Raw genomic sequence first — 24,282 nt, forward strand, 5'->3', positions numbered from 1 at the left:
CATATCTTAAGCAGCATTTAGCATTTTTGCTATCTCAGAAGCCGTTGGGTTGTAGTATGTGTTCACAAGAACCCCAATGATTTTATGCCCAGTCAACTTAGCTAATATCTCTACAGGCAATTTTTGGTTATTCACAAAGCGGGTAATGGCCTCATGACGTGAATCATGGAACGTAAATGCCCCAGCAAGTCCGACACGCTTTAAATTACGCTGCCAAAGCAATCTAAACGAATTGGAGTTGTGTTCGACAAGTAACCCTTCGCGCTTAGGCAGTAGATCTAATAGTGCTCTTGCCTTTGTCGTTAGTGGGACATCTCGTGAGGTACCATTCTTAGTATCAGGCAAATGAACATAATCAGGAAAGACATGTTGGCATTCAATTCCCAATATCTCACCTTTACGCATAGCAGTTTCCAATGCAAATAGAAAACTCCAAGCTACATAGTGCGCTGGTGTTTTCGGTACCATACCTTCTTCATAATTATCTAAACCCACCAAAACCATTTTGATTTGATCTTGGCTTATACGGTTCTTTCGTGCAGGTGGTTTAATTGGCTTCTTAACCAAATTAAATGGATTAGAAGGCAGTAAGAATAGTTCTCGTACGGCAAAGGTGAAAACAGAAGATCCAAGGCTCATTTCTTTATGAATCGTCCCTGCTTTCACAAACTGCAGTCGTCTTTCTCTATTTTCAGTGATTAGCTTTGGAGTGAGATCATAAATAGAGTATTCGGTAAGTTTGCCATAGTACCGCTCTAAATATTTGATGTGATTTTTGATGTATACTTTGCTTTTAGTAAATTGCCCAATTTTTTCGTAATAGATATTAAACAGCTGCTTTACAGTGTATTGGGGTTTATCTAAATTTTTGAGCTGCTTTTCATACTCGAGCTGTAATTCCATGAGTCGCTTGTGCGCCCATTGAATACATTCTTGTGAGGTATCTTTAGTTGCTGCATCACGAAGATGCTTGTATTTGACTTGGATGCGCCAGGCATTGCCACGTTTGACAGGTTTTTGCATATTAATAAACTCTCAATATTTGGTGCCGAAAACGGGCGCCATCCATCTTGAGATACATACGACCATCTCAAAATGGCGCCCGAAAGCGAAATATAAAGCAGTTTTTAATGCAAATTTTGGGTATTTTGATTCCCCAAAGCTGACCTATTTGACAATAAAAACAGGGTAATATCGCTACAATATTACCCTTAAAATATTGATTTTACTCAATATATATCTTGGTAGGTATATCCAGACTCGAACTGGAGACCTCTACGATGTCAAGGTGCGGAAAATTAATATTAAACAATATCTTAATTAAATTTGGCGTAAGAATGGCGAAAACACCAACTTATCCACAGTTTTTTTAATAAAAAACCGATTTAGTTTTGTACTATAAATCGGTTATAACTGACACAAATATAATTCAAATAACAGAAGTTAACAATAAAAGCGATTCAGGTGATCAGCAAAGTATGCTACTTGGCATTTTTCTTTGCTGATCTAGATAAACAATAACATTTTATTCAGGCCATACCTCACTCAATCGTTCGACATCAATTGCGTGGCCATCTGCTTTTTCTGCCATACTTCGATATTCTGCTGTGCAAGCTTCGAGTAACTCACTGTTGGTAATGGTGTACTCAATGATGGTTTCTCGGGGAGCTGTGGACAGACGCTTGTTTGCTTCACTGAGTTGCTTTGACAACCCACTAGCAGCCAAGTCAGCACTACGAGCGGCAGCATTCGCATCTTGTATTTTTTTAATCGCATTTTGTTCTACCTCAATATATTTGTCTGACCAAGCCTTTTCAGTAATGGCTTTCTGTTCTTTTGCTTTTGAGATTGCTGTTTCATAAGGCGCAATTGCTTCCGCGACACGCACGTCACAACTCGCTTTTGCTTTATTCAAATCACCTGCCAGTGAATTGGATTGCCATGTTTGAAACAAGGCATAAATCAAAAGCACAATGATTAAGGTCCAGCGTTTGTTATTCCATATCAGTAAAAGTAATGGCATCTAGTTTTCCCCCATGCATTTTTCATAACGTGCTTGTTGCCGAGTCCAAACGCCATAACAATTATTTGAACGGATTGAACAATCGCGCTTAGCTGCATACTTCCACTTCAATAGCGACTTGCAAGCTTGCACATAGTTGCGTGATTTCAAGTTCCGAAGCATTGATGACTGTGACCAGGCACTAGTGCCAAACTGGTATGTGAAGTCCATATACAAGTCATACTCAGCTTGAGAAAGCGGAATACCAACAAGCGTTTTATTGAAAATCTTGGCATCCTTATTCATATGGAATTGCAGATATTCAGCCGCTTGTTTTTTGGTAATCGGTGGGTCGGTAATTTTGACAGCCTTGCCATTTGGATAGACCGTTGTCCCTGTGCCAATAGTTGCTACTTTGACACTGTCGTAATAAGGATTAAGTACAGTTCCTTCACGGCTTTGTGTCCAGGCAACACCGCCCAGGCTAATCACAGTCGCCATAGTTACAGCTATCTTGGTTTTATTCGACATTGCATTCACCCTTTGCTTTTCGTAGCGCAATTTGATGTAGTTGATCTGCACGCTGATCTTCTTTTTTCTTGTAATGCCAGTTAATTAAGAAACTTAAAAAACTGACCAATAAGCCACCTAAACCAATGCAAACACCAAGGACTGTCATTGGATCAAGACCTGCTAACCACCCAACAAATGAAACCCCACCCCCAGCAACTGCAGTTTTTGAAGAAGCACTTGTGATTGCTGCACTTGCTTCAATTGCCGTTTGTGCATGATCTGCCATGCTCCCCCCTTATTTTTGGTAATAAAAAACCCTGATCTAATTAAAGATCAGGGTCTATTGGGCTTTGTTGAGTGATATTAGAAAGCAGATGCGCCAACTTTAAGCCAACCAGCGCCATAAACAAAAATGTAAATATTGCCAGCAGAATAAATCATTTGACCGTGCCAACCTGGTGCAGACGTAGCACTTGGTACTTGTGTTGCAATCATGGATGTGCCCTCTGATATTCCAGTGATTCGACAAGCATCACTGTTATAACTAAATAGCGAAATAGAGCCACCGTAAATCAAATGTGTTGTTTCACCTGTAGGTGTAATCAATGTCATTCCATGTTCAAGTTTTACATTAAAGCCCTCGATAACAACTTTAAATTCTTTGCCGATATGCCCCTGTACTTTGATTTTTTTAATAATGGAACCATCTGGAACAATTGCACGTGTTATTTGATAGAGAGAGCCAGATGATGGTGCTACATTTAAATCTAGCTCACCAGTCAAGCTATTGAATGTCGCTGAAGTTGAAAAGTTAAAACCATCTCGCACCAAAGCATTAGTTAAAATCATGTCAGAAGATACAATTACTTTTGTAAAATCATTTGTGATATATGAAGATGTGAATGCTGTTGTTGAAATATTCGCAACTTTAACTTTTCCTGCCACCTCAGCATCATTTTCAAAATGTACAAGCGGAGCTGTTTGAGTCAACCAAGGTAAAATATAGCCAATTTCTGTAAAAGCTGTAATTCTGCCACGATTATTTTTCTTGATACTCAATACAGGTAAGCTGTCATTCGGTGCAGTACCCGTTGTTTCAGCTTGTGTGATCGTTGTGCCACCACTCAGTGTGAAGCCCTGTACACCTGAAATTTCAATTAAGCCTGTAAATTCTGAGTCAGCAACAACACGTGACTGAAGATCACAAGCATTGATATCTACGCGACTTATCCCCTCAATACTAAAGAATCGCTCACAGTTCATGTGAACGCCTGTAGTGCGAAGCAAAGGTGGGTAATAAGCTGTATTATCCAACTGATCTAAAACTTTAATGCCTGTTTTACCGAAGTACTCCCCGCCTTTAAAGTTAAAGCCTTCACATGCAAGTTGACCCTCATTAATCAGAGTGACTGCAGTATCATCAGCATGCAGAAAACAGTCATTGACTTGGTTACCCATCGCGTGGGCTTGTTCGTCGGAATTTTCAGAAGAGTTGGTAAGACAATCTTTTGCTTGAATCACACTATCTTTGATAATCGAATAATTTAAGCCGACCGCATCAATCCCTTTTGCAAAAATCAGATCATCTTTTTTATAAACATTGAAGTTTGAGAAACGCAGGCTTTTACCTAAGGTTGTACTTAAAAACTTAAACACAGAAACATTTGAGGCATCTGCTTCAATCGGCCAATTTGGATAGAGTGATGCACCATTTCCGCTTATGTTTAAAGTATGATTGCCGAAATTTATATCAAAAACATCAACCGCATTATCAACATTGATTTTGACATTCGTGCCAAAAACTAAAGCAGTGCTATCAGTTAAAGTTAAGTTAGCTGTTGTTTTTACGGAGTATGTATTATCAGGAATAAAAATGGTTCTGAGTTTATTTGTTAATTGCGCATGTGCTATTTCAATAGCTAAACCAAGGTCATTAACTTCACTATAGAATTTTAAGATATTTAGACTTTCACTTCTAACAAGTGTATTAAACTCATCTTGATTTGAACCTGAGCTATCAACAATTGACTCTGCCAAGTTTCCAACCAATACCCACTCACTGATAGAGTCATCATATTTGAAGTTAGCCACACCTTTTACATATACGGTTCTACCATCCCACGTCGATATAGAATCTAAATCCGAAATCGAGTCCACAGTGGTAATCGCTAAAGCGCTAACAGCACCATTTGCAATAGCTTCTTCAAGCATTGCATTAGTATTTTTCTCTAAGTTGCCTAGACTGTTGAAAAAATCGTCACGCGTTTCATCATTTAGAGAATTGACATAAATACCAAGATTCTTGATATCTGTGTCGGTAAGCCAATTCGTTACCCCAAGTTCTTGTAGTTTTCGCCAAATCGTATCAAAGTCACTATCTACAGGTGCTGGACGAAAAGAATTATCGTAACTTTTGTAAGTTGTTGATCGCTTAGTTGGTGTATTGCGCTGTATTACGATCTTTGAATCTATTACGGGTGCATTGATAAAGACCACTTTTTCATCTACCAAAGACCACGCCCCCACAACAGGCATTTCATCATTAACTTTGACAATCAAATGATCTGAGTCTTCACAATCAAAAGTGAGCGGAAATACCTTAGAGACCCCATTTCCGTCATATTCTATATATGGTGTTTGTTCAGGTACTGCCATAGCTTACCCCTAATCGTTAAAATCTAAGGTGGCTTCTACAACACCACCGTCTGTTCTCCAATTAGGACGCTCATTCACTTCATTAGTTCTGTGTATTTTTCCGACTCGTTCAGGTTGATCGGTAATTGCGCCCGCTGCTGAGTCTAAGTAGTCATCAGGTTGACTTGAAACTGCTGGGTTCCATTCCCGCATTTGCTTTGCAACTGCCGAATCTTCTTCGTCACCATTTACACCAGTCCTAACCAAAACAGAGATATGAGCCCATAAAAGCCCAGACATTAATGGCCCCTCAAGGGCATCAAGAATCCGTTTGTTTTTATTCGATGTTGAGGGCCTTTCTTCTACACCACAACGTAACTTTCTCTTCTTCAAAGCTGCCTTGAGTGAAGATCCAGCAAAGCCACCAATACCATTGGTTTCTATCACGATCTTTGGAACATAGTATTTTTCAACAAGATCACAAAGTTGCCAAACTTGTCCCCCAACAATTTCACCATCATCATTAGTAACAATATCGGGACCAGTTAAAGCAATTGACCGATGCCAATACTTCGTCCCTAAGTCGTCATGTAAAAATAACGCAACAGAAGAAATATCCGATTTAAGCTTACCGCTAGATGGGTCCCATTTCGCTGACATACCCACGATACGGCGCTCCCCTAGCATCATGAGATATTGACCATTCGCACGTCTCAACACTGGCTCACAGTCATAGGCAAGGATTTTGTCAGGATCAAGACGAACATCACCAATTGGCTTGGCATGCATCTGATACTGTGAATCCCACTCGTTCAGGGTTTTACATTCTTCACGGCGAAATTCCATTTCTTCAGGCGTAAAGCGTTCTTCCCAAATTCCCTTAGAATAAAAATCGACAATGTAATTTGATTCTAAAAAGGTGACTTCCCAAGCATTATTTAATTTTCTGCATTCGTAGTTTTCACCTTTTCTTAGGTATTTCGCACCTACACCAATGCCTGAAAATGCATGTATCGGTTCAAAATCAAGTAATACCTTTTGACCTTTGACGCTGTCCTCAACACGTTTTTCATTTTCAAACATTTTAAGAATCAGCTTACTAACTTTTCGCTGCTTCTTAATTTTTTCATAAAGTGAATCATGGGTGTGCGGTGTACCGATCCAAAGACGCTTTGCACCAGGAATAGCAATATGCGTTTGCTCAGAAAGCTTTTTAGGTAGCTTCTCACGCTGTTCAGGATTTGCCGTGGTCTGTGGTGTCTCAACGTCATCGTTTTGAATGAAATGAGCACGATGCCCTGTAACACCTGACAAGATGCCTTTTGCTAGCATAGTGCCGTAACGAACGTCTGGCGTGCCTTCTACAAACCAGCGTTCAATCTCGCCTTGGCGAATAGCGACATTAGGATTACTAATACATAAAGGATGTCTCTCAAGAACATCACGTGTACCTTTTGAACACTTATAAGCATCCGCATCTGTGGTGCCTTGGTGCAAGATTTGAGTGTTAGGCCAGCAGTAAATCACCCACGCATTAAATACGTCCAATATGGACGATTTAGAGTGTCCACGCGGAAGCATGAGCAAGCCTGTACGCCCATTGAGATAAAACTCTTCAAGGAAAATACAGACTTGAATATGAAAAGTGGGTATCTTCCAACCCTGTAGCTCAGCCCAAAGTAGGAAGAACGCTAAAAAGCTGATCTTCGGTTTAGTCATTAGCTCATACGCTGTTTAAGTTTCGCGGCATTAGCTTCAGCTTTTTTAATTAAATTTTGTTCGTACTTTTCCTGAGTTGCTTTTGTTGCACTAATTGGTGGAATTGCTCCTGATTTAACATCAAGTACACGCTGAATTGTTGCAAGCACCCCTGCTTGATTCTTTATCATTCCATATAAGAATGCTTTGTCTCCACGTTCTTGCTTGGATTTCAGGCCAATATCCATTGCAACACAAGCTGTATCAATCATGTCATCTGCTATTTCCTCAGAAAGCAGTTTAATTCGTTCTACTTGATCATCACGCATAAAAAATCCCCCTGTATAAGTGATATATACAAGGGGATAAATTGTGGTTTGTTGGGTAAGTCTAGTTTGTTTTTTTCTTCTTGATTTTTTCGACAATTGTAAAAATAGGCCATAGGATAAAAGCAGATGTAGCTACAGCGAGAAAGTAATAAGTTAAAATTCTATTCACAATATAATCTTGATCACCACTTAGTAGCAGTAAAAATGCAACTGGTGTGGCAAACAATGAATAAAGGTAAATTTTAAAGAATATCTCCCATATTTCTTTCATCATTCTACAACTCTCTCAAAATTAGGCGCTCTAGCCTCATCAAAACCCGAACCCCAATTAAAATCTCCTAAAAAGCGTGTGCGATCTTGTTCACGCTCAGCTTTTCGTAAAAGCTTTTCTCGATAACCGGGTGCAATCATATCTTGCATTTCATCAAAAATCATTCGGTTAGTCGCAGCTTTGGTGTACCAAAGGTTTTGGGCAGGGATTTTGTTTTTAAAAAGTTTGAAAGCTTCGTTTGCTGCATTCGTATCTTTACCCTCGTAATACTGAGTGAAGTTACCTACCGTTAAACCAAGTACAGCTTTGACATCTGAACCGAAAGGACCAACCATAAAATCAGAAGCGCTACGCCCACTGGTGTCAGTACCCGCCACAAGGATATCGCCAAGGATTGATAAGCCACCACCTTGCACTGCTGATCGAGTTAGGAAGTTCACTGTCTTTTGTGGGTCGTCACTATCCCACATCGTTTGTGGGTCATTACCATTTGCTAGTTCTTTAAGCTGGACAACCAAAGCACCTAACAATGTAGTCATAGCAAAAATTGAAATCCCATAGCCCGCCTTGCTCATTTTAGTTGGTTGGCTCATTGCACGGCTACCATGGCGCATAAGAAATGCTGCTGGAAACGATTTAAACTGCAGCATGGATTTATATATTTCGCCCGGAACAGTTCCTTTCTTTTGCCCTGCACTCATGAACGTTCTTTCACGTAATCCAGCCTCAACAACTGCCATGCCTTGTTCATCTAGTAAATGAGCTTGAAAGCTGGATGCAATCTCATCACGAATACGCTGTGCTAATGCTGCTTTTTCACCATCAATACTGCCAGCCAAACGATTCATAACATGCTCACGCTTAGTTTGTCTTTCAGCTACTTTGGTTTGGTAATCTATAAACTCTGCATCCAAATCATTCACACGCCTATCAAGTTCTTTGAATTTTTGGTTAATTGCTTTATTTGAACCACTATCTGCTTTACGCATTTTTGCACGCAATTCAGTAATACGGCGTTCTGCATTTCCAAGGCGATAACCCAGTGACTCAGCTTGATTCCCATATTGACGCGCATTTCGCTCAACGTTGCTACGCGTTGATTCGGATATTTTGTCAGAATGACGACCATCTTCTACTTGCTGTAAAAAATCCTGAATACGGTTTGCTTGCTTTTCGGTTTGTAGATACTTATTAATATCAGATTGAGCAGCCACAGCTTCCTTTTGCGCATCTATCAGGTCAATGCGATCTTGCAGTTCTTGCTTTTCAATTTGCGCTTGAGCATCCTTGCGATTGGCGTAATCTAAAAGCCGCTGCGACAATTGACGCTTAATATCATCTACTTTCTGCACTCTATTAGCGATGCGTTGGTCATCAATTGCGTTCCGGCTATTTAGATCATTAATTTGTGAATTAATCTCTCCTACCACTCTCTTAACATCACCATCCATTGCTGCCAATAACTTTTCATCCGGAATTTCATAGATAGAACGTGCGGACATCAACTGATTGCCTTTGCGATCGACAACAGGTTCAGCCAAGCGCATAACGTCCCAAACACGCTCACTCAGTCCAGTTTTCTGCATGAGCTCTCTGTCTAACTCGCTCAACTCAGACCATGCTTTAGATCGGCTCAAACGTCCGTATTTCTCCATAAGCATCTTAGTGAAACCAACTTTTGAAGCTGCTGTAAGTGCATTTAGACCAGACACACGCATAACTTGAGATGCTACGGCGCTCGATACACGTGCAAGTTTTTGGCTTTTTCCACTAACAGACGTTAGCCCATCATCCGACCAACGTGCGATTGAACCTAGCATTTCTTCTGTTGCTAAACCCAAGCTATGCGCAAGCTCTCGATCTTCTTTATTCTTAGGGTTTAGCTGACTGATCAACTCACCAAAGGTTTTACGGTAGGCAATACCATGAATAGACGCAGTTTTTGCAATCATGGCCTGATCAGTGAAGCTCGATAGAGTTGTACCACCAAGCATAGATGCTACGTTCATAGAGCGATATGCCAAGCCCAAATTGGCAAGTACTTCGCTTTCAGGTGTATTCGCCCCCATGAACTCATCAAACATGGTCTGTGCGCGTTTACGTGTTTTTCCTGTGGTGCTTGCATCTACACCTTTCAGCCAATCTTTCTGTTCTGCTGCATCCATGAGAATACGCATAGCATTCTTTGGATTACTCCCTAAATTTTCTACCAAGGCTATATCTTTAGAAAGGCCATTAATATGCGCTTCTACAAGGTCAACAAAAGGCATACCGCCAAATTCGGCCTGATATTCAAGCCATGCATCTGCATCCTTAAAATGTAGTACCCCGCTTTCACTATGTCGTGATGTAATTTTCGATGAAACACCTGCAGTCGATTGACGACCTACTTCAGTTTTGTTTGCACCATTACTGCTAAGTGTGTCGTATGAGTATTCGAGTAATTCTCGTATCTGCTGTTGTGAATAATACGAGCCATCATCATTTACATATTTTTCCGTATTGATTAATTGCTCAGCTTTCTTTACCCACGCTTCTTTCCCTGCTTTTACAATCTTCGCTAAGTCGTGTGTTTGCGGTAGGCCCCAGTCATCAAGCTTTCCGATATCACCGCCTGAGCGGTTGAATCGTTCTCGCATACCCTCAAAGACTTCGCCCATCTTGTCACTAATTTTTTTAGCAACAGGATCGCCAGTGTTGTCACCAAAACGCTCTCGCACAATATTTGTGACCATCTCCTTATCCGTGAATACACCCATTCCACCTTTTACATTGGTGTAAAAATCTACAAGCTCGCCACGGTAGATAGAAGCAATTGCACGTGATTTAGTGTCGATAGATTGAACCCCCGACATATCTCCATGTGGTGCAACTATGCGGTCTACAACTTCACTCGATGAAAGTGTTGGATGATCCAAAGCGGCAAGGTTTTTACTTTGAGTGAGAATGTCCCGCGCCGCTATAGCATGCTTACGTTTGAGCTGATCCTGAATATCCTGAGCAACGAACTCACCTGCTTTGGTGAGCTTTTCTGCATCCGATAAATTGCGCCAATTATTAATATCCTTCTTGGCCAAAGACTTCATTGCGTCTTTAATGCGCTGTTCAATCTGCTGTGCTTCTTGCTGATTCAGGGATGCTTTACCAAGCGCTTTGGCTACAGCAGCCTTGCATTGTTCTTTCATAATAAAAATGCCCAGATATTTTCTATCATCTGAGCATCTTTTTAAATTAGGTTTGTTGAGTAATGAGTTATCAATCTGACTCTATAGGTCTACTCGAAACTGATGTTTCATACTCTACTAGGTACTGTTTGCCAGTATCATAAAGCTTGGCAACATCTAATAAAAAATCATCGAGAGGTGAAACAAATTTCTCTATTTCCCCAAAGTCTTTAAATCTTTTAGCATTGTCAGGACGGGAATCATAAAGCGTTGTAATCATTGCATCGCCATTATTTATACCAATCACAAAATCTTCTTTTTCAGGGTGAATTAAAACAAACCCCAATAATTTTTTAGCCATCTATAAATCCTTACTTTTCAATATTTATAATTTACATAAGCAAACCAATTAAACGATTTATTCCCCAAACTGTAAAGCACAACTAATGGCTATTTCAGTGGTAAAAATATCGGTCTGCGCCTGTTTAGCTTCAGCTTCCAATTCATCTAATCGTTCACGCAATGTCATGGTGATTTCTTCAGGATTACCGTCAGGATCATATCGAGTTACACTGATATGCTGATCAGGATCTTGCATGATGATATCGAGTGCCGCTGACTCTTCAGGACCATCACCAAATAATGAACCTTGGCGCGGATCACCAAGCGCATCAATGCGATTGATTTCACTTTGTATATTGTCAGAAATAGCTTTAGCACTGCGCTTATTCGTATCAAACACATTTAAAAACTGTTTCGCACCATCACTCAAACCATCATCAATGAGCTGAATCTGATTTAAATAATCATCTACAGTTTGACCATTGGCCTTTAAATCACTGAGCTTTTGCGCGGCTTGAGATAAGTCCTTTGCCAATGTGTTTGTATGTCGCCCACCTTGTTTCACCAATGCACTCAATTGTGCCAACTGTGGAGCTGCACGAAGCAAGGCGTTTAAAACGGTTTTACTATCATCGTCGATGTTTTCATATAGTCTCGTCACAAGACTAGAATCATCGTACGCACTCTGCATAATTGCCGATTCAATACGCTGTTTCCCGCCTTGTGACAAACGTCCGTCATCAGTCAGGATATTTGGCTTTTCAGACTCCGGGAGTGAATTTACAAATCCTCGAATGAAGTCCATAGAACCATCTAGGTTGATCGAGCCATCATTATTGATTTTGAGTAATGATGCATCGGGTAAACGATCTACGTCACTGGTTGCACGCTCAGACGCACTGTACTGCGCCACATCAGCTTCATTGGCTAACTTTGTGAATTGCACACGATCTGTATCTGTTAAGCGTGTACGGACTAATACAGGTCTATCAATGCCTGAAATATCCCAACCTTTCTCAGTAGCATATTTTTCAATATACGCTCGGTAATCGTCTGCTTTTCCTGTTTCATATGCACGGGTAATTGCCAATGTACGACCATTGCCCGATTCAACAACATTGTCCACCCCGATAATTGGTGCACCATCTGAAAGCTTAGCCGACTCTCCTAACCATTCAGGATTTAAATCATCTGCCATACTTTCAATTTGTTGGCGTGATGCTTCACGTGTTCGGTCGCGTGGTTGTAAATCGGCTGGGTATAGTGGGTTCACGCCATAGGCTGCATCATTTGATGCAATTAACTCGCCTAAAGATTTAACCTCGTATGCGAAGTCATAACTTGAACCATCCATGCCCATTGCAGTAGACACATTATTACCAGTGTAATTTTTATATTTACCAGTATTGATGAAATCCTTTACCCGATTTACATAATTGATGGTTTCAGTGGCTTTAGGTTTACCATTTTTCTGCATGGCTTTACCATTCGCAAAACCACCGTTGTAGTGTGCAGCTAATACAAATGGGTCTTTGGTTTTGTATTGTTCAGACATTTCACGAACGAGATACAAGGCCATTTCAGTGGCATGTTCTGGATTATTAATATCCCATTTCTTCTTGTAAGTACGCTCTAGCCCTGCCTGTGTTTCAGGCATGATCTGCATAATTGACTGAGCACCCTTAGGTGAAACTTGATTGTTATGTGATTTCTCACCAGCACGGCGTACAGCCGTTAAAAGTGGTACGGCCCACTCCATATCCATAGACTTTGCTTTATTGCCTAATAGCGCATCTAAACGCGGATCGTCATAGCGGATATTTTTATATTCACTTGGGCTTATCGTTACTGGTCTTTGCTTTTCCTCACCCTTAACAACGTGCTGTACGTTGACTGGTCGCCCGATACGCAAGTTGTTTTGAGCTTCATCCATATTCTTGAAATGGTTGTTGGCCTGCACTGGGTTTGACGGTTTAACAGGTGAAGCGGCATTATCAAATTCAACCTCATTCGCAACCAATGTTGATTGCACTTGAGTTGTGTCTGCTTCTATCTGTTCAGGTGTACGGTTTAAATAGTGACTAGCCCCACGTGCAGCGCCAAACATCAGCGCATTCAACACTAAATCCGTACCGACACTTTCCCCTGTAATTTCATACTTTTTGGCCTGTTTATCATAGCCCTCAGACTCAAGCACCTGACCGCTTGCGTATTGGCCCGCAGTTGATAATGCCGTTGCTCCACCTACTGATAGAGCTGCATCTTTAACAACTCCACCAGTGCCTTTGAAACCATAGCTGATTGGCAATATTGTTGAAGCTGCTGCAACACCGCCATCAATCAATGCTGTAGTAGTTGCGGTATCTTCATCAACTCCCTTATGAATTAATTCATCTCGGCTGTAGTTTGTTTCAGATAAACCTGTAAGTGCTGCAGCACCAGCTGGACCCGCAATTAAACCACCACCCAAAGCACGTGTACCCATATCAGAAATGCCAAAAAGCATATTACCGACGAAACCTGAGTTCTGTGCATCTTGCAGTTCTTCAACCTGCATCACTAATGCGTCACGGCGATCTTTGTTCTTTTCTTCATGTACATCTGAAAATGACTTTTCACGTACATCCAATGCCCCATCTAGGCCGCCATTCCGTACATCATCAATAGAGTACTGCAAATGGTCAGCAACACGCTCAAAAGGCTTCTTAGCTGTGTCATAAACCTTTACTGCACCTGCAGCAATACCGCGTGGAATAGCAGTTGCAGCACCATCAAATAAACCTGCTTCTTTTTTAGGTTGCTTGGGTGCTTTGCCTAAACCCTGAGCATTCATTTCATTGATAGATTGCTGTTCGCTATCGTCAATTTCACTGAGCCAGTTCATTATTTAGTCGCTCCATTAATCATGATTCGCCAATTAACACCATCAATCTGCAATGGATTGCCACGCTCATTAAGTAAATCGTACTGAATTTCCCCCTTTTTGCTTCGCACTGGTGATTGTCGTAAACGTAAGGTTTTTAGCTCTGCCTCGGTCATGCCTGTGTGCTTGGCCAATGACGCATAACCTGCATCAAGACGACTTTCAAAAGTGTCATCAGTCATTCCGTATGGCATAGCTACCTTCCAATCCTGTAGCTTTCCACCCATATAATTCTTTAGCGAGCCTGACTGTTGATGTACACCGCCAGTGGCAAAAGCTAAGGCAAACTTCAGCACGTCTTTATTTGGCTGCTCGTCTGCTTTGTCATGCTGTAAATTTCTTGCCTCCATGGTATCGGCATACACAGCGCGAAAAACGTTATATGCATTATTGGCACTGGTACCTGAAACTGTATTGCCCACATAACTGTTAAATGCGGCTTTTAATTCAGCATCCTTGGGCATGATTAACTGTTTGTTTTTTAAAATTTGCGTGCCGTTGACGATAGATGTAGAAAGCTTACGCCCCTCTGTGCTTTGAAATTTATTCATATCTGCAAGGCCAGCAGCAACATAGTTCTGATCACCTGACCCTAGCTGACCTAACACTGAACCCCAAATACGTGATCCATTTGGATGCCCTTTGGATTTTGAGATTAAGCCACTAATAAAATTTAGTTTTTCATTTACTCCCATACCATCAAAGGCTTTCTTTGCTTCGGGTAAATCTTCCTCAGAAATTGGCTTTAATGTGATGTTGGCATCTTTTAAAGACAATTGACTAATACCGTTATCAACTGCTCCATCAATCCACGCACTAGGATTCGATTTAAGCGTGTTTCCACCTAAGCTATGCACTTGCAAGCCTGCTTCACGAACAACTTGATTTGGGTTGGTTTTAGCTGTCTGTAGCTTAGATTTATAAATATCCTCGTAGGCATTCAAAATCTTTTCTTCATCTGCTGCATTTGCAGATGGCGTGTTTTTCATCTTGGCTTTTTGTTCATTGATTAGTCTTTGTTGTTCAGATGTGGACTTATTTGCAAAACGTTGAAAATTTACAGACTGCTTTTGAAGAAATTTAAACTCAGTTTCGCTTTCAGTTCCCGCTACAGCCTTACTCACATTGTTCTCATATTCTGAGTCTTGTGCACGGCCTGTAAGCACATTCGCTTTATAGTCATTCAAAAGCTTGCTTGCTTCTGAATTGCGCTTATTTTCTTCAACACGAACTTGTGTATCAATCGCATCAATACGGCTTAAAACCTGATTTTTCTTTTGCTGTAATGTCTGTCCATCGGTATAGCCAAATCCACCGTTATCCATTTTGGTAATCAACTGGTGCAATGAATTGGTGTCTTTACTCTCTATAGCACTGGAAATAGCTCCCTCAATTTCGAGAATATCTTGCCCTGATTCAAAGGCATTTACACGAGCTTGTATATCCGCTGCAGGTAGATTCAAACTAGCAAGATTGGATTCTAAATATGCACGCCCTTGCTTACGATCATAACGTGAAGCAATGTCGCCATAGCGATCCGCTAGAACAACACCTTTTTGCATATCTGCACGCAATTGCAACGGCAATAAACCTGATGCCTGACGATTCACATTGTCACGCCAGTAGTTGTTTAAATCTGGACGCGCAAACTCAGGGAGTTCTGATTCAATTTGCTTGTAACGATCCTCTGACCATTTGTTTAAAGCCTCTTGACCAGCCTTGGCATTGTAATCACCATTAGATACACCATTTTTCACAAGCGTAACTTGCTCATTCATTTCAGTGGTCATGATGTCATCAAGCTTTACTTTCGCTTCTTGCTTGGCTAGATCATTGTTGAATAACTCTAGGCGTTTGGCACTTAGTTCAGCTTCTTGCTGTGCCTTGTCTTTAGTATCAACATATTGACCAATTGTTTGAGATACCCCCTCTAAACCTTGAGCAATAGCATTACTCTGCTGTGGCATCTGGATACGCTGAACCTCTGGCATTGCTTTACCAAAATTACCCATAGGGATTCTAGCCATTATTTCCACCCTCCCCGCGAACCATAAGTTGAAGCACCTGAACTCGCCGCACCTAATGCACCTCCAATCAAAGCAGACTGTGCATTATTTTTATGTACACTCGCTTCACCGTTTAATCGCTGTGATGCGTTATAACCTGTAATTTCTGCCATAGCAGCATCGTATTGACCGTCTTTCTCAATCTGATCATTAATCACAACCGCTGTGCCTTCGTTCACATCAAGTCCATTTTCTGCAGCTGCTGCACGTGCGGCAGATTGCTGTTTTTCTTTCTCCTTACGAATGCGCTCTGCTTCTAAACGCCCCTGTGCCGATACCGCTTTTGCGTCTGCTTCAGCTTGTTTCTCTTGGTACTTGCTATCTTCGTGCTGGGTGTATCCAGTATATGCTGCTGATACTACCGCTACTGCAACTGCTGCCCATGACATTACTCAATCTCCTTACACTGGCTTTGAAGTGATGCAAGAAATTGATTAATCTCTTCTTCGGGAACAATTACCTGCTTTTCAATTTCTTCTAAATCAGTACTAATGGTGGGGTGAACTGTCATCCAAGACGTATCTTCATGAAAGTAACCAATACGTTTTGTACCCGGCATGGATTTAATCACGGCGGGTGCTTTTAAATACTCAATGCCATTTTCGGTGGCCACTGTAAGTGATCCACGTAATAGAACATTCATGTGCTCTGTTCGGTGCATCTTACTCACAACCAAAGTACCTGCTTTTGCATCCATCTGGCGCATATAAACACCTGGTGCAAAATGGTGAACCACTGGCACATCAATCAGCTCAGCATGATCTGTAATTTGCTCTTGAATATCTCGTACAACATCAATGTATTCACGGTTCTGAGCTTCCCCAAGGATTCGGGCCAACAGCTCTTTATTTTCATGCGGGATAATCTCGTTCATGCTTATAGCTCCATATCCAATAAAGTGCCGTATTCCCGAAAACCGAAGCGCTCATACAATCGCAAACAGCCTTTTGTATTAATGCCAGTTGTGGTACCACATTGAATTCGGCTTGCTCCCATGTGTTTAGCCCAATTCACAAAAGCATCAATCAAAAAAAGTGGCACACGGCTAGCACGGTATTCTGGTTGAACATAAAAGACTTGCTCAAATGCAATCACATCATTGTTAAACCAATCCTTAGTTGTTAAGCAGACAATTCCACCGATGATCTTTTGATCACTTTCAACAACAAAGACCGCCCCCTGTCCACTGATCACACCCTCAAGATTCCGCAGTAATGCATCTGCATCAAAGTCACGGCTTGAATAGTTAGGAGCTTCTTGAATAAATGATTTCCCCAATGCAACCAAAGCGGGTACATCGGGGAGTTTTGCTGTACGTACTAGCATCACTATTTCTCGTTAATTGATAACTGCATAGTGATAGCTTGCAAGTGAAATGGCAGGGGTTTGCTGTGTGTTATGACTAAAGGGATTCTATGTAAATCTTCCCATGATCCACCTTCTTCCAAGTGATAGCCTGTATGCGGCTTTCGTGGTGCAAGTGGGTTATCGTCATAGGTGAAAATTTCAATCATTTCACCATTTAATTCGGGTGCAATAGTGTTGTTAAAAAAGAATGCTGTACGATCGACCTTAGCTTTGTGCAACATGCTAGACAGTGGCGCTTGATTTAATTCAGGCGGAAATAGTTCAACAGTACAATGGATCGGCTGACCGACTTTAATCGACTCTCCGTTTAATTCATCATCAAAAACTAAATTGTCTCCATCCTCTTCGAAGTTGGCTTGATATATAAAATCATCCCCTTGGTGATATGCCACAACATCTTCGAGCAGATTAGGCTTTAAAACTTGCCCACCCTCCACGACCAATGTGCGTTCTGAGTCCACATAAGCATCGAAAGTTACTTGCTCGAAACAAGTCGTTCCATTTCTATTAATCAGCATAAAACATAGGTCTGAACCCAATGCTGTTGGTATAGAGCACATGCTAATTACCTTGCCACCAAAGTCATGCTGTGCCCACGCAATAACTTCTTGGTCTCGATTGAAAGTAATGGATGCCACCATGCCATCACCTAAAACACACCAAACTATACTCTCAGGTTCCTGCTGGTAGCTGATTTCACTAATACCGTTGTGCAATTCACCGATATGTGAAGACAATGCGCTGATCTCAGGGGATACCAACCCGTCAACTTCATAACGATAGGACAATGCACGTAAGCGCTCACCGCCACGCTGAATGAAAAGTAACTCATTACCCACCCGACAAGGTCTTGTAACTGGATACGCTCCATACGCTGTGTGCTCATTAATATTCACTGTAGTCGGGGTAAGAGCCCCATCGGAATCCACCATATATTCACCACCCGAAGTCAAACAAACGACCCCGCGCTGTGCTTCCAAGAATAAAATACTGTTGGCAAGTCCTGATGCTGACACAACACTAAATGCGTCTGAATCCTCTGTGGTCTCTAAAAAGTTAGCGTTACCACCAACTGCACTAAACCAAATCTTATTAGGTGATTTTTTTGTATTTGCCAATACCAAACGCTGTTTAAAATATGTGCAACAACGTGGATAACCATCCGTACTGTTAAAGGCAGGTGATAATATCGTCCAAGCACGCTCGATCGCTTTCACATCAGACTCTAACTCGACCAAGACTGTTCCATTGATCAGTGCAGCGCTTACATACTGAGTAACTTTGATAACACCGCCATTGATCTGAACATAATTACCTACATCCGTTGATAAAAAACCACCTGACGTTGCTGTAACAACAGCCCAATATGATAAAGAAGTGTCAGGTTGTTGCCCCGTATTGTCTGCTGTAGCTTGATAAACAATATTATTTGAGTAACGAACAACATCACCAGTTAAGTAAGCTGTCCCTGCTACCCATTCGCTAATCACATCTAACTGTATTGATACAGATGCCCCCACGTCTTTGCCTGATGGCTTTGCTTTTCGAAACGGAGAACGCGCATCATCATCGTCTGTGGGCGCATTCGTAAAGACAAACTCGCCTAAATCCCAATTCGTAAAGTCAGTCGATGATCTAAAACGCTGAATAGCTACATCACTATGGGCTAAGAAAATTTCATAGCGATACTGCACAAACTGAACGTCAGGCACCTGTTCTGCGGTATATGGAGTGGCAACAGTCGCCACAATTTCTTGACTGCGCGGGTTGTATATATCAATGCTTAGTGGTTTAAAGATCAGTAAGTAAGACTTGTCGGAATTAACAACAAATGGAATTAAACGAATTGCGGTTGATGCACTGTTTAAAAATAATGTTCCTGGTCTTTTTCTAACGCCACCCTCAACAAGAGGGATAACATTGGTTAGTGTCTTTGCACCATTTGCGTACTGTTGAATATCCGTGCGTGTATACAATGTTGGAGCAAGCTCACCGGCACTGAAATTGTTTTTCATTACAACTTGCTTCATTAGTAACGTACTCCAATCAAATGGGGCGTGTACTCTGCTGCAAAGTCTTGTGCTGGTCGTTCTTGACCATTGATAGCACGTGCTTGTTTCAGCATATTCTGTAGCTTCTGCCATGCACTATCAGCTTCGGCATTGCTACCTGTGATCGGCTTTGCAAGCTTGCTCACCAAATACAAGGACATGCACTCAGAAAATAATGAATCCCAAAGCTCTTCATTATCTTCATCACGGACATAGACCAAATTAATAAGATTTGCGTTGGCTAGAATGTGACGACCTTCCATTTCATATTCAAGTTGGGCTGAATCGTATAAACGCACAAAGTCCTTGGGTAGTGGAAATGCATTGCTATAGCCAAAAGCTGGATGTGTGCTCACAGGTGCAAGCTGTACGCGCTTCTTTGCGAATGACCAAGGGTGCATGCGCAATAAACCACGGCGTGTAGAGTCATAAATCGAAGCACAACGCCGTGCATTTTCTGTATTGTCCTCAAAAGATTGGATTGATTTAGCGCCAATCATGCTTAGCGCTTCATTGCAGATAGATATTGATGTTGCTGTCATAGAAAAAGCCCTCAAGTTTTGATTAGCTTGAGGGCTTTTAAGAGTGGGTTTGTTGGGTGTTAGAGTTGTGCTTTGTGAAGCTTTTCTTTCAACAAATAACCTTCAAGCACCCAAATCTTTTCACGTGCATTGTTATAGGCAATTTTACGGCCCATTTCAGCATCGAAGTTTTCAGGACTTGCACATGCTGACTCACCTGTAACTGTAAATCCATTCTCTAATGTAAGAATACAGAATGTTAATGTCTGTAGTGAAAGCGGCGCATCAAATACCTCTACACCATTATCGCGCTTGCAAACTTCACGAGGCAGGATGTATTCAACTGCTTTGATTTTAGAATCAATATGATCGGGCGTTAAACGTGGTGCATTTAGCCCTTTGGCTTGAATTCTTTTTTCGATTTTCTGTTCTAAGTTACTCATCTTAATTTTCCCATTTAGATTAAAAAGAGACCCCACGCCCTGCTCGTAAAGCGTGAGGCCAAAGCTACGACTTATGCTTCAAAATCAATTGCAACCACTTTTAATTCATTAGCGCGACCCGCGCCGAATGAATGAACACCACCAACTTGTTTGATATTTTTCTTGTCTGGTCGAGTAGAAATATCAAATCCAGTAATCGGAGCATCACCAAAATGGACAGCTGATCCACAATAAGCCACTGTACGCAATTCACCTGCAGTAGCACCTTGATTTAATTTTTCATACGGAATCCAGTTAAAACCCATCCATTTGCCACCCACGCCACCTTCTTGCAGCATCTTACCCGCCATGTAGTCAGCCGATGTTAAAGTGGTATCCCCTAAAATATCCTCCAACATTGTTGATGTATAAAGGATATAAAGCGTTTCGCCGTTATGCTCATCCACTTCATTTTTACGGAAAAGCGCTTTAGCTTTGGCCAGTTTTTCTTTCAATGTACCGAATGTTGAAAGAATGATTTGCCCTACTGGTAAATTAACCGTTACAGCAGATTTCGCACCCGCATCATCGACCGTAGTGCGTATCACACCACCAACCAGCGCCTGATAAATAATGTCATCAGTTTTACGGTTTCGCGCACTGATTAAGTTCTTCATGTATTTATCATTTGGTGTTGCTTTGAGCTTAGGTAAATCACGATTTTCAATTGGAATGAAGCAGTCAAAATCAGACATTAAGGCAGTACGAACACCAGTATCTGGAATTTGCCACTCGGTATCGCCGAAACGATCACCAGAGGGCTGCATTTCCACCTGCCCCATATCGTTGATCGTGAATGACTCACCTTCAATCGACCCACGATTTACAGAAGTCTTTAGCAGACGTGATTCATTTTGCATTGCAGCAACTTCATAAGTGTTATGAAACTGCTGTACAAACGCTGCTGTAATTTTATTTTGGTTCACTGTAGCCATTGGCTATACCCCTTATGTGTTTGCCTTTGCAAAGTGTTTTTCAACTTGGGCATATACGCGCTTGTGGTCAGGATGACGTTCATTCATGTATGCCTCTGATGCAATCAATGATTGAACATCTTCAGCACCACTTTGTTGGGTGTTAGCAGGGGGTGTATCTTCTTGAAGCTGTGAGCCGAAATAGGCCGCCATCTTCAAGACAAGTGGATTGTTACCAAACTCAGGGCTATTCACTTCTTCCGTGGTCAAAATGCCGTTCTGAATTGCATTGTTTGCAGCTGCTCGTGCAAATCCGAAGTTAGCATCTGTTTCCCCGCCCCAAGTCTCTTTCATTGCCGAAATACATGCTTCATTGTCTAGTGCTGCATTACCTGCGATTAGGTTCGGAATAAGCTGGTTATATTCCCCAAGCAAAAAGCCTAAATGTTCATTGCTCAGCCCAGCTTCACGCGCACGTTCCAAGAACTCTTGGTTTTCAGGGATGGCTTTAAAATCGTCATAGTTGAAGCCCTCAACACTGACTTCATAACCATCTATTGATTCAGGTGCACCAGCTTGCTGATTCTCTTGACCACCTTGATTTTGATCATCGGCACCTGTGTTATTTTCTTGATGCTGCTCTTGACCGCCCATCATAGAGTTTTGACTTTGCTGCTCTTGATTGTTCTCAGTTTGGTTTGCTTGTTCAGTCATTTACTTCTTCCTTATAGTTTGGATCGTTTGCACGATTGATTTGATTTACGATGAAATTGACAACGCCGTGAGCGCCTAGGTTGTAACTGGTTTGACGCTCTCCACCTTTGCCGTCTGGGACAAATGGGTCTTTGCAAAAAACCATTGTTAAATGCTCCAAAACACGCTGACCATTCACATCTAAATCAAAGACATTGCGATATGTTTCAGGTGTTGCACGTTTGATTTTGCGTACGCGTACAAAATTTCCTGTTTCCTGTTCTTCTTCGCCTAAAATTGGTAATGGTCGTTCGGATAATTCAGCTTTGAGTTCATCAACTTCTTTCTGACTTGCAGACAATTGCTCTCTCATTATGTTGAATTGCATTGATGCATTAGCTCTACATTGCTCAACTTCTTCGCATTTACTGCGATAGCCAATAAATAAGCCAACACATATAGCCAATAAGACCCCGATTAAAAGTCCACTCATTGCATCACCTCAGTTGGCATCTGAGCCATTTGATTACCCATACCCTTTGCAATAGCATCACCAGCCTTATCCATCATTGCCGCCTGCTGTTGTGCTTGAGCTTGTTCTTCCTGTGCCTTTTGACGTGCTTGGCGTAGCTGTTGAACTTCATCCGCTGTTCGCATAATGGTTTGAGGTACGCCTCGTCCTGTGCCTGTAAGTACGGCAACAGCATCAAAATTAACGTTATCCAGTACGGTTTTATCCACTTCAGCAATGCTTGAAAGACTCATGACGTACTGCTCTGTTGCGTACACCTCTTCCATACGCTGACTACGTGCCAGTGGTGACACAAACTTGAATGAAAGATTACGCCCCCATAGCTCTTCTGGTGCGTCCCCTAATACGTTGTCACGCAATGCCAGTCCGAAACAACGATCTAAAATACTGCGTAAATACTCAGCCTGTAGACGACCATACATAGGCCCTAACAACTGACGGATCATTTCAACACGCGTATTAATCTCTGTTGCTGTCATTTGCTGTGTTCCAATCGGTGGCAATTGATCAGCCATAAGCTTGCGACGAATACCACCCTGTAAACTGGTCAGTAGATAATCAGCAATTTGAAAATTTGTCCCATCATCCAAACGCTTCATCGAATCAACTTTATTAGCAACAATCACTTTTCGTGGACCAATACGCACGGTATGAGGATTAAGCACCCCATCATCTTCCGCAATCCACATCCCACCGATTTGTAGATCAGCAGCACGTACAGTGTTTTTGACAAGCTCATTTGCTGTTTTTGCATCAGGTAATGCCAAGGACATTTGGCCATTGCCATAGACAGAACCCGGCAACTTACGTAAACGAGGGATAGAGCATGGGAACTCGTGATACCCAGATTCTTTGAGCATTTGTTTATTGCTGATATCTATGTGATATGAGGCAAAAGGCATAGCTTTGTTAATCTGCCCGGCACCTCTTTGTTTACGTGGTTGAATAACGTGTAATAGCTTGAATTTCGTGTCTGGACTTTCAGCGGCAACGGATACAACTGAGTGATGACAATTGCTCTCACCGTATGTATTCACCATGGTTTGAGCTGTCATTTCATGTTCACGATAAATCGTATCAATCAAGCCATCTGCACGAGTTGAACCGATAAAGCACGAACCTATAGGCCATGATTCAAAGACATAACCACCCTGCGCCACACGGTCAATATCGACATACATCACACCCCAGCCAGCCGTTACAACATCTGTGAGCGTGTCGAAGTTCTCACTGTCAAAGTTTGATGCATGGATATTGCGCCACATAAATTGGCAAACATCCTCAAGCCAGCGTTCACCCTCTGTAAGCTCTGCAAGATCGTCAATGCCGTCAGGTTGAGCTTTGAACCAAATAGAGTTCGCAGGCGTTACACCGTTCATGATCATTGAAACAAGCACTTGAATTGAATCTGCTGCTGTTGAGTCGTAAAGATCAGCACGTTCAGTCTCACGTTGATTCTTCACATCTGAACTGCTAAAGCTTTGTTGACGCTCTGGCGCTCCATATCGGTAGCATTCTGCCCAATGCGATTCAAACACAGCACGCGCAGATTTAAGCTGACCTAAGCGAGTGCAATAGATACGAGCGTCATTTTCCATTAGCCACCGCCTAAGGTTGTTTTCTTATTGGATGTATCAAGAGACCCACCTAATGCACTAGACTGATTTGCTGTACGCCGTTGAGCCTTTTTAGCATTGGTTTCTAACGTTGCTTTTTCTGCTGCTGCAGCTGCATCAGCTTCGGGGTCTTGTTTAATTACTTTTGGTGAACTTCCCATTG

General features: G+C 41.7%; 22 protein-coding genes. All 22 read right to left on the reverse strand.

Features of this window, described 5'->3' with window-relative positions; all coding sequences use genetic code 11:
- Window positions 1–6: 6 nt before the first annotated feature.
- On the reverse strand, window positions 7–1,023 hold the full coding sequence (locus B9T36_RS10795) for a tyrosine-type recombinase/integrase (RefSeq protein ID WP_086209476.1): 1,017 nt from the start codon (window positions 1,021–1,023) through the stop codon (window positions 7–9).
- A gap of 502 nt (window positions 1,024–1,525) precedes the next feature.
- Window positions 1,526–2,023 carry a hypothetical protein gene (locus B9T36_RS10800; RefSeq protein WP_086209477.1) on the reverse strand — a complete coding sequence of 166 codons (498 nt, stop codon included), beginning with the start codon at window positions 2,021–2,023 and terminating at the stop codon, window positions 1,526–1,528.
- The gene (locus tag B9T36_RS10805) at window positions 2,024–2,533 is read right to left on the reverse strand and encodes a lysozyme (RefSeq protein WP_086209478.1); all 510 of its coding nucleotides are present in this window, start codon (window positions 2,531–2,533) and stop codon (window positions 2,024–2,026) included. It abuts the gene before it with no gap.
- Complete coding sequence (locus tag B9T36_RS10810) at window positions 2,523–2,801, reverse strand: holin (protein WP_086209479.1); 279 nt, start codon at window positions 2,799–2,801, stop codon at window positions 2,523–2,525. The genes B9T36_RS10805 and B9T36_RS10810 overlap by 11 nt, the downstream gene beginning before the upstream one ends.
- Window positions 2,802–2,878: 77 nt before the next feature.
- A complete protein-coding gene (locus B9T36_RS10815; protein WP_086209480.1) occupies window positions 2,879–5,170 on the reverse strand; it encodes a hypothetical protein in 2,292 nt (763 codons plus the stop codon).
- A gap of 9 nt (window positions 5,171–5,179) precedes the next feature.
- On the reverse strand, window positions 5,180–6,868 hold the full coding sequence (terL, locus tag B9T36_RS10820; RefSeq protein ID WP_086209481.1) for a phage terminase large subunit: 1,689 nt from the start codon (window positions 6,866–6,868) through the stop codon (window positions 5,180–5,182).
- A complete protein-coding gene (locus B9T36_RS10825) occupies window positions 6,868–7,176 on the reverse strand; it encodes a hypothetical protein (RefSeq protein WP_086209482.1) in 309 nt (102 codons plus the stop codon). The genes terL and B9T36_RS10825 overlap by 1 nt, the downstream gene beginning before the upstream one ends.
- 270 nt (window positions 7,177–7,446) lie before the next feature.
- Complete coding sequence (locus B9T36_RS10835) at window positions 7,447–10,632, reverse strand: hypothetical protein (RefSeq protein ID WP_086209483.1); 3,186 nt, start codon at window positions 10,630–10,632, stop codon at window positions 7,447–7,449.
- Between the two features lie 70 nt (window positions 10,633–10,702).
- Window positions 10,703–10,972, reverse strand: coding sequence for a hypothetical protein (locus tag B9T36_RS10840; RefSeq protein WP_086209484.1), 270 nt, complete (start codon window positions 10,970–10,972; stop codon window positions 10,703–10,705).
- Window positions 10,973–11,029: 57 nt separating this feature from the next.
- The gene (locus B9T36_RS10845) at window positions 11,030–13,837 is read right to left on the reverse strand and encodes a transglycosylase SLT domain-containing protein (RefSeq protein ID WP_086209485.1); all 2,808 of its coding nucleotides are present in this window, start codon (window positions 13,835–13,837) and stop codon (window positions 11,030–11,032) included.
- Window positions 13,837–15,903: a methyl-coenzyme M reductase gene (locus tag B9T36_RS10850; protein WP_086209486.1), complete on the reverse strand. Its 2,067-nt coding sequence runs from the start codon at window positions 15,901–15,903 to the stop codon at window positions 13,837–13,839. The genes B9T36_RS10845 and B9T36_RS10850 overlap by 1 nt, the downstream gene beginning before the upstream one ends.
- Window positions 15,903–16,331: a hypothetical protein gene (locus B9T36_RS10855; RefSeq protein WP_086209487.1), complete on the reverse strand. Its 429-nt coding sequence runs from the start codon at window positions 16,329–16,331 to the stop codon at window positions 15,903–15,905. The genes B9T36_RS10850 and B9T36_RS10855 overlap by 1 nt, the downstream gene beginning before the upstream one ends.
- On the reverse strand, window positions 16,331–16,816 hold the full coding sequence (locus tag B9T36_RS10860) for a hypothetical protein (RefSeq protein WP_086209488.1): 486 nt from the start codon (window positions 16,814–16,816) through the stop codon (window positions 16,331–16,333). Before B9T36_RS10860 ends, B9T36_RS10855 begins: the two co-directional genes overlap by 1 nt.
- A gap of 2 nt (window positions 16,817–16,818) precedes the next feature.
- Complete coding sequence (locus B9T36_RS10865; RefSeq protein ID WP_086209489.1) at window positions 16,819–17,268, reverse strand: GNAT family N-acetyltransferase; 450 nt, start codon at window positions 17,266–17,268, stop codon at window positions 16,819–16,821.
- Window positions 17,269–17,270: 2 nt separating this feature from the next.
- Window positions 17,271–19,340 carry a carbohydrate-binding protein gene (locus tag B9T36_RS10870; RefSeq protein ID WP_086209490.1) on the reverse strand — a complete coding sequence of 690 codons (2,070 nt, stop codon included), beginning with the start codon at window positions 19,338–19,340 and terminating at the stop codon, window positions 17,271–17,273.
- Entirely contained in the window at window positions 19,340–19,903 is a 564-nt protein-coding gene (locus B9T36_RS10875; protein ID WP_086209491.1) for a hypothetical protein, read from the reverse strand. Before B9T36_RS10875 ends, B9T36_RS10870 begins: the two co-directional genes overlap by 1 nt.
- 59 nt (window positions 19,904–19,962) lie before the next feature.
- Window positions 19,963–20,325, reverse strand: coding sequence for a Gp49 family protein (locus tag B9T36_RS10880; protein ID WP_086209492.1), 363 nt, complete (start codon window positions 20,323–20,325; stop codon window positions 19,963–19,965).
- 71 nt (window positions 20,326–20,396) lie between these two features.
- Window positions 20,397–21,299: a phage capsid protein gene (locus B9T36_RS10885; RefSeq protein ID WP_086209493.1), complete on the reverse strand. Its 903-nt coding sequence runs from the start codon at window positions 21,297–21,299 to the stop codon at window positions 20,397–20,399.
- Window positions 21,300–21,311: 12 nt separating this feature from the next.
- A complete protein-coding gene (locus B9T36_RS10890; RefSeq protein WP_086209494.1) occupies window positions 21,312–21,992 on the reverse strand; it encodes a hypothetical protein in 681 nt (226 codons plus the stop codon).
- Complete coding sequence (locus B9T36_RS10895; RefSeq protein ID WP_086209495.1) at window positions 21,985–22,464, reverse strand: hypothetical protein; 480 nt, start codon at window positions 22,462–22,464, stop codon at window positions 21,985–21,987. Before B9T36_RS10895 ends, B9T36_RS10890 begins: the two co-directional genes overlap by 8 nt.
- The gene (locus tag B9T36_RS10900; RefSeq protein ID WP_086209496.1) at window positions 22,461–24,101 is read right to left on the reverse strand and encodes a portal protein; all 1,641 of its coding nucleotides are present in this window, start codon (window positions 24,099–24,101) and stop codon (window positions 22,461–22,463) included. Before B9T36_RS10900 ends, B9T36_RS10895 begins: the two co-directional genes overlap by 4 nt.
- Window positions 24,101–24,280 carry a hypothetical protein gene (locus B9T36_RS10905; RefSeq protein WP_086209497.1) on the reverse strand — a complete coding sequence of 60 codons (180 nt, stop codon included), beginning with the start codon at window positions 24,278–24,280 and terminating at the stop codon, window positions 24,101–24,103. Before B9T36_RS10905 ends, B9T36_RS10900 begins: the two co-directional genes overlap by 1 nt.
- Between the last annotated feature and the right edge of the window lie 2 nt (window positions 24,281–24,282).

Source organism: Acinetobacter sp. ANC 4204, from assembly GCF_002135205.1.
Classification (GTDB): Bacteria; Pseudomonadota; Gammaproteobacteria; order Pseudomonadales; family Moraxellaceae; genus Acinetobacter.